The sequence below is a fragment of the Kitasatospora sp. NPDC028055 genome (genome assembly GCF_040637885.1).
Classification (GTDB): Bacteria; Actinomycetota; Actinomycetes; order Streptomycetales; family Streptomycetaceae; genus Kitasatospora.
Window position 1 is genome coordinate 23,484 of sequence record NZ_JBEZXE010000077.1, and the last position, 7,139, is coordinate 30,622.

Genomic DNA, 7,139 nt, shown 5'->3' on the forward strand with positions numbered 1-7,139 from the left:
CCGTCGGCCTCAGGCTAGGTTCTCGCCCGCCTCCCGGCTGCCGTACCGCTCGAAGATGCCCCGCGCCTCCTGCCAGGCCGCCTCCGCCGCGGCCGGGTCACCGCCCGCGGCCGCGAGGCGGCCGAGGTCGCGCAGGGTCCGGGCGCGCCACAGCGGCAGCCGGAGGACGTCCCACAGCTGGAGGGAGCGCCGGAGCGCCTCGCCGGCCGCCTCGAGTTCGCCCTCGGCCAGGGCCAGTTCGCCGAGCGTCCGCAGGATGAGGGCCTCGCCGAAGCCGTCGCGCAGCTCGCGGCAGGTCTCCAGGCCGTCCTCCAGGGCGGTCCTGGCCGGGGCGTGGTCGCCCTGGCGCAGCCGGACCTTGGCGAGCGCCTGGGCGGCGTACACCGCGCCGAGCCGGTCGCCGGCCCGGCGCAGCAGGTCCTCGGCCCGGGCCGAGGCGGCGGCGGCCTCGGCGAGCCGGCCCTGGGCGCGCTCGACCAGGCCGAGTCCGCGCAGGACCAGGCCTTCGCCGCGCTGGTTCCCGGCCGCGCGGTAGGCGGCGAGGGCGCGTTCGTGGCTCTCCCGGGCCTGCGGGAAGCGGCCCTGTTCGCAGTGGACGCTGCCGAGGCCGTAGCCGGCCTGGGCCTCGGTCAGCCGGTGCCCGAGCCGTTCGGCGCCCGCCAGGGCCTGCGTCAGGTGGATGACCGCCTCCCCGTACTGGCCCTGGGTGCGGCAGACCTCGCCCAGCCCGGCGAGGGCGGCCACCTCACCGATGCGGGCGTCGTCGGTGCCGAGGCCGGTGGCGCCGGGGCCGCTGGTGCCGAGGCCGGTGGTGCCGGTGTCGTTGGCGCCGGGGTCCGGGTCGCCGAGGTCGGTGGCGCCGGCGCTCCGGTAGACCGCGATGGCCTGGCGGTAGTAGTCGTAGGACTCGGCGAGGCGGTCCTGCTCGAAGCGCAGCCGCCCGAGCCCGACCAGGAGCAGCGCCTCCCCGGCGAGGTTGCCGCCCGCGCGGGCGGCGGCGAGGGCCGCCTCGTGGGTCCGCCACCAGGAGTCGAACTGGTTGTGCGCGGCGAACAGGCCGAGCGCGACGCTGTTGGCGAGCCGGCAGGCCGCCACGTCCAGCCCGGCCCGCCCGGCCTCCTCGACCATGACGACCAGGCTGTCGTGCTCCGCCTCCAGCCAGGCCCTGGGGTCGGCGAGGAGCTCGGCGCTCTGCCCGGGTTCGAAACGCCAGGCCGGGTCCTCCGCCGGCGGGATGCCCGGAGTGCCGGTGGCACTGCTCTCGACCGCCTCGTCGACCAGTGCGATCCAGGCGTCGACCAGTCGGACGACCGCGCCGGTGCGCTCTTCGACGGGCTCGCGCCGACCGTGCTCAGCCGCGAACAGGCGGACCAGGTCGTGCAGGTGGTAGCGGGTCTGGCCGACGGCGTCGGTGCCGACGGCGTCCAGGAGTTGGGCGTCGACCAGCTCGTCCACCACGTCCTCGGCGGCCGTCGGGTCGGTGTCGAGCAGCGGGCCCACGACCCAGGCGGGCAGGTCGGCGGGGCTCAGCAGGCCGAGGCGGTTCAGCGCGGTGCGGGCGGCCGGGGAGAGCCCGGTGCAGCTGAGCGTCAGACTGGCCCGGACGTCGAGGTCCCCGGCGGTGAGTTCGTCCAGCCGGGTGCGTTCGTCGCGCAGCCGGGCGGCGAGTCGACCGAGGGCCCAGTGGGGGCGCCCGGCCAGCCGGGCCCCGGCGACGCGTACGGCGAGCGGCAGTCGGCCGCACAGGTCGACGATCTCGCGGGCCGCCTCGGGCTGGGCCGCGACCCGCTCGGCACCGACCAGCCTGGCCAGGGCGGCCACCGACTCGTCCACGGCCGGGACGTCCAGGTCCAGTACGGCGGCGCCCTCCAGGACGGGCAGGCGGCCACGGCTGGTGACCAGGACGGCGCAGCTCGCGGTGCCCGGCAGCAGGCTGCGGACCTGCTCCTCGTTGGCGGCGTCGTCCAGGACGGTGATGATCCGGCGGTCCGCCGTCAGCATCCGGTACTGCTCGGCCCGTTCGTCCAGGCCGGTGGGCAGCAGAGCGGCGTCGACGCCGAGGGCGCGCAGCAGTCGGCCCAGGGCGTCGTGCGGGCCGACGGGGCGGTCGGCGGTGCCCCGGAGGTTGAGGTAGAGCTGGCCGTCGGGGAAGCGGGGTGCCAGCCGGTGGGCGACGTGGATCGCCAGCGCCGTCTTGCCGCAGCCCGCGCGGCCGGACAGCACGGCGACATCGGCGGCGCCGGGGTGACGGTCGGCGCCGGGGTGACCGTCGGCACCGCCGGTGCGGTCGGCGCTGCCAGTGCCGCCGCCGGACGCCCCGAGGGCCCGCTCGATCCAGCCGACCTCCCGCTCTCGACCGACGAAGTCACGTGCCGCAAAGGGAAGTTGGCGTGGCACGGACACGGGAGGTACGGGCCCTGGCGCCACGGACCCTGCCGGCACGGGCGGGACCCCGGACGGCCCCGGGTCCGCAGCCCTGGGCCGAGTCCGGGGGCGGACGGACACCGGGCCGGTGGCGCCCAGCACGGTCTCGTCCTCGGTGAGGATCGCCTGGTGGATCAGCCGCAGACCCGGCCCGGGGTCGATGCCGAGCGCGTCGGCGAGCAGTTCGCGCCCCTCCTGGAAGACCCGCAGCGCATCGGCCGCCCGGCCCATCCGGTACAGGGCCGTCATCAGCTGCCCGCGCAGCGGCTCCCGCAAGGGGTGCTGGGCGCACAGGGCGGCGAGCTCGGAGACGAGTTCGCCGTCGCAGCCCAGCGACAGCCGGGCGGCCGCGCGCTCCTCGATGCCGTCGATCCGGAGCCGGCCGAGCCGGGCGGACTCGGCCTCGGCGAAGGGCTGGTCGATCCCCTCCAGGGCGCGTTCGCCCTTCCACAGGGCGAGAGCGGTGTCGAAGGCGTGCACCGCCTGCTCGGCCTCGCCGCGCTCGACGGCGTTCCTGGCCTCGGCGAGCCCGCGCTCGAACCGCCAGGCGTCGAGCTGTTCGCCGTCCACGGCGAGCAGGTAGCCGGGCGAGCGGGTGAGCAGCAGCCGGTCCGCCTCGGCGCCCAGGCCTCGGCGCAGGGCGGCGACGTAGCTCGCGACCAGAGCGGTGGCGGTCGCGGGCGCCTGCTCGCCCCAGACGAGGTCGATCAGCCGGGCGGAGCTCACCACCTGGCGGGGCTGCAGCAGCAGGGCGGCCAGCAGACTCAACGGCTTCGGGCCGCCGAGGACCAGCCGCTCCCCCGAACGCAGGGCCTCTACCGGCCCCAACAGACTGAACTCCGTCATCCCCGTCCCCCCGGACCTTCGACCGCCCGAGGGCGACCGGCACTGCGTCACGGGTTGACCGTACACGGTTCGGGGCGGACGGCAGGGCCTCTCCGCCAGGTTCCACCGGACGGACCGCGCCGCCGCTACCGCGTCCCCGGTGCCGACCGCCTCCGTCACACCCCCGGCGCTGCACGGGCGGCACGGGCGGCGCGGGCGAGGTCGGCGACCGAGATCGGCTCGTGGACGTGCTCGGCGCAGAAGGTGACGGCCCGGCATACGGCGGCCGGCGCGGCGACCAGGGCGGAGGCCGCCCGGCCCGGGTTGTCCGGCTGGATGTCCAGGAGGCCGTGGAGCAGGCGCTGTTCGTGGTGGCTGCCGCGCGTCCGCCGGACGACCGTTCCCGGTCGTCACTCCCCGACTGTGCTCCCCGCCTCGCCGGGCACCGGCTGCGGCCGGCCCCGCCCGGCCAGCCACAGCGTCACCTCCTGCCAGGCCGCCCGCTCCTGCGCCAAACTGCCCCACCACCACCAGAACGGCGAGGTGCCGGAGTACAGCTCCTCCCGCCACCAGTCGGCGCACTCGTCCAGGTGATGCCCGGCGACCGGGCCCGTCTCCGCCTCCGCCTCCAGCTCCGCCTCCCAGCGGGCGAGCCAGGGAGTGACTGTCGAACTCGCCGTCACACAGCTCGCGAAGACCTCGGCCGCTGGGGTCGGCGGTGACGCCGTGCGCAGGGTCTGCGACCACCAGGCGTCCAGGAAGCCGGCGACCGACGCGGCCTGCTCGCCGGGCCACTCCGACCAGCCCGCCGCGGCCAGCCCCCGCGCCATCAACTCCGGGTCCGTCGGACGCCCGGCGAGCACCAGGACGAGCTGCGGCAGCACGCGTCGGATGACCGCCGCCTGGTCATCCCAGTGGCCGGGCTCCTTCTGCGCGACCTGGCGGACGAGCTCCACGGGGAGCGGGACATCAGGGCTGCGCAACAGCCTCATCTCGCCCTCGGTGAAGCAGCGACCGCACCCGGTCTCGCCGATGTCGGCCGTCATGCCGCGGAAGGCGTCCGCCACCCTGGCCGTCGCCGCCCCCAGGGCGTCAAGGTCGTCAAGGTCGTCAAGGTCGTCAAGGTCGTTACTGTCGTCAAGAGTCACGGAGCGTCCCGTCAGGACTCCAGCAGGCACTCGGGCCGGCCGAAGAGCGCAACGTTACACTCCGAGCCCCAGGTTCGTGGCTCAACTGGACCGAACCGGCGACCATCGGCGCCTACGTCCGCCGGCGCCATGCCCGCGCTGCGTGACGAGCCACTAGACAGCCACGAAGCGGCGGTCGCCGTCCCCCACGACGACGCGCCCGAAGCGCATGCCGGGGAAGTGCGCGGCCACCAGCAGGTCGTCTCCGTCCGCCGCTCGGTCCGCGATCCGGTTGCGCACCGCCGAGGCGGCGGCAGGGTCGACGTCCCAGACCACCTCCCAATCCCGTTCGCTGAACTGGACGACGGAGTGCACCACGTCCCCCAACAGGACGGCCCTCCGGCCACCGGAGGAGACCACGTACACCGTGGAGCCGGGGGTGTGGCCCGGCACGTGGAGCGCATCGACACCGGGCACCACAGTGAAGTCCGCGTCGAACAGCTCCAGCCGCGAACCGAGCGGAGTGAGCTTGTCGACCGCGCTCGGCTGCGGGTTGTCGCCGGTGACGAAGTACTCCCAGTCGGCCCGGTGCGCACGGTAGGTCGCCTGGGGGAACACGGCCGCGCCGTCGTGCGTCACCCAGCCGATGTGGTCGAAGTGCAGGTGGGTGAGAACGACGTCCGTCACGTCCGCCGGGGTGATTCCGTGGTCGGCCAGAGAGGAGAGCAGGTCCCCTCCCGTGTACCGGCCGTCGTCGAACGCGCCCACACCGGTGTCAACGAGTACGGTCCGCTCGCCGGTGCGGACGCAGAAGCCGCCGAGCGGCAGACGCAGGGTGCCGTCCGCCTCAAGATGCTCGGCATGGCAGGCCCACGGATCCTCCACGCCGGGACGGGACAGGATGTCCGCCGCGACTTCGACCCCCACCCCGTCCCACACCGGCAGAACCTGGATGTCACCGATCTTCACGCGCACTCTCCCGTCTCGGGCAACCACCTGGCAGCAATCGGCTGCAACCGCTCGAGGCACAGGAGAATTCCGGACCGCTCAGCGCTGGATCCGAGCTTCCTCACCGTGGGCTCTGCCCTGGAACTCGACGTCCGACTCCAGCCCTCCGACTCCAGCGCTCCGGCTCGCATCGATCACCCGGCGGCCCAAACGCAAGAGGGCCTAACGCTCGGCGGCGAGACGCACACCCAGGCCGATGAACAGGCCGCCGGTCGCCACGTCGAGCCGACGGCGCGCGGCCGCGCGCCGGTCGAGCCAGCCGCCGATCCGGCCCGCGAGCACACCCACCGTGCCGTCGACCAGGAACTCGACCGCGATGAAGACCGCGCCGAGGACCAGGAACTGGAGCCAGACCCGGCCCAGCGCGGGGTCGACGAACTGGGGCAGGAACGCGATCGTGAACGTGACCATCTTCGGGTTCACCAGGTTGGTCAGCAGCCCGCGGACGTACGCCCGCCGACCGGAGACCCCGTTCGCGCCCGCCGACTCGAACCGCTCCTGGCCGCGGTGGCGGATCGCCTGCACGCCGAGGTACACCAGGTACGCGGCGCCGGCCAGGCGCAGTGCGGTGAACGCGGTCGGCGCGGCGGCGAAGAACGCGGACAGTCCCGCGGCCGCGAGCGCGATGTGAACGGCCTCGCTGGTCGCGACCCCGGCGGTGGCGAGCAGCCCGGCGCGGGCGCCGCCGCGGATCCCGCAGCCGAGGACGAACAGCATGTCCGGCCCCGGGGTGACCATCGCGACGAGGGTGGTGAGGAGGAAGACGGCGAAGAGATGCGGATCGACAGGCATGGGCGCGATGCTCGTGCGGGCGGGGCAGCCCTGCAAGCGATATTCGTAGGCTGAGACGGAGGGGTGTCCAGACCTCGGAGCGCCACCCCACTGGACGGCCGAGGAGTGGGAAGTCGGCCCCACCGACTTCCCACTCCTCGGGGTTTACCGGGTCGGGCTCGAAGTGGGCTGCGGGGTGGGGTGGTTGTGGCGGGTGCGGTGAAGGCGTAGGCCCGGGCGAGCAGGGCGAGGGCGTCGGCGACCTGGTAGGTGACCGGCGTGGACGGGTCGGTGGCGGCTTGGGCGTGACGGACCATCAGGGGCGAGAGGTCAACGCCCACGACCTCGGCGGCGCCGAGGTCGTGGGCCAGGCGGGCGTAGGAGCCGTAGCCGGTGGCCAGGTAGGTTTCACCCCCCAGTGGATCTCGGCCAACGGAACGGTGACGCGACTGGTGCCCCGCGCCGGCCGGCCTGGCGGGCCGCGCGGCGTCCGTTCGGCGTGCGATACCCAGCCCACCGTGTCCAGTGATCGAGCAGACACGTTGATCAGGCATGGCTACTCGTACTCTGCTCAGGGCCGCCGCTCTCGCCGCCGCCCTTCCCCTGCTTCTTGCCGCCCCCGCCCACGCCTCGATCATCACCGACACCCTGAACAACCTGGACGCCGCGAACAACGCGAACCTGCTCGGCATCAAGAGCGGCGTCACCAACACCAACGCGTCGGACCAGGGCAACAGCAACCACCACGCCCGCCCGTAAGCAGCCGTTGTCGTACCGATCAAGGCACGTGTCGGCCGAACGGAAGTCCCGATCGGGTGATCGTCGGGCGGCTGGCGAATGAAGCCAGGGCCTCCTGCACAGCTCAAGGGTGTCGAGTCCATGAGCAGATGGAGGGGTTGCCAGAGCTCAGAGCGCCACTGCGGTGGACGGCCGAGGAGTGGGGGGGGGGGGGGGGGGGGGGTCGGGCACCCGGGGCGGGGGGGT

At 74.3% G+C, this 7,139-nt stretch carries 5 protein-coding genes and 1 pseudogene; 1 reads left to right on the top strand and 5 read right to left on the bottom strand.

Annotation, left to right across the window (positions count from 1 at the left end):
- Nucleotides 1–9 precede the first annotated feature (9 nt).
- The 5 genes and pseudogenes from AB0F71_RS38230 to AB0F71_RS38250 all read right to left on the bottom strand — a co-directional run.
- On the bottom strand, nucleotides 10–3,270 hold the full coding sequence (locus AB0F71_RS38230; protein ID WP_360245378.1) for a BTAD domain-containing putative transcriptional regulator: 3,261 nt from the start codon (nucleotides 3,268–3,270) through the stop codon (nucleotides 10–12).
- A 389-nt stretch (nucleotides 3,271–3,659) separates the two neighbouring features.
- Nucleotides 3,660–4,397, bottom strand: coding sequence for a hypothetical protein (locus AB0F71_RS38235; RefSeq protein ID WP_360245381.1), 738 nt, complete (start codon nucleotides 4,395–4,397; stop codon nucleotides 3,660–3,662).
- A 153-nt stretch (nucleotides 4,398–4,550) separates the two neighbouring features.
- Entirely contained in the window at nucleotides 4,551–5,345 is a 795-nt protein-coding gene (locus AB0F71_RS38240) for an MBL fold metallo-hydrolase (RefSeq protein ID WP_360245384.1), read from the bottom strand.
- Nucleotides 5,346–5,546: 201 nt separating this feature from the next.
- Nucleotides 5,547–6,176 (bottom strand): LysE family translocator, encoded by a 630-nt coding sequence (locus AB0F71_RS38245; RefSeq protein WP_360245386.1) that lies wholly within the window; start codon nucleotides 6,174–6,176, stop codon nucleotides 5,547–5,549.
- A gap of 224 nt (nucleotides 6,177–6,400) precedes the next feature.
- A pseudogene (locus tag AB0F71_RS38250) lies at nucleotides 6,401–6,793 on the bottom strand (class I SAM-dependent methyltransferase); the annotation flags it as partial.
- Between AB0F71_RS38250 and AB0F71_RS38255 the strand changes: the two are divergent.
- Nucleotides 6,708–6,914 carry a hypothetical protein gene (locus AB0F71_RS38255; RefSeq protein ID WP_360245389.1) on the top strand — a complete coding sequence of 69 codons (207 nt, stop codon included), beginning with the start codon at nucleotides 6,708–6,710 and terminating at the stop codon, nucleotides 6,912–6,914. The pseudogene AB0F71_RS38250 and the gene AB0F71_RS38255 sit on opposite strands and share 86 nt — an antisense overlap.
- Nucleotides 6,915–7,139 lie beyond the last annotated feature (225 nt).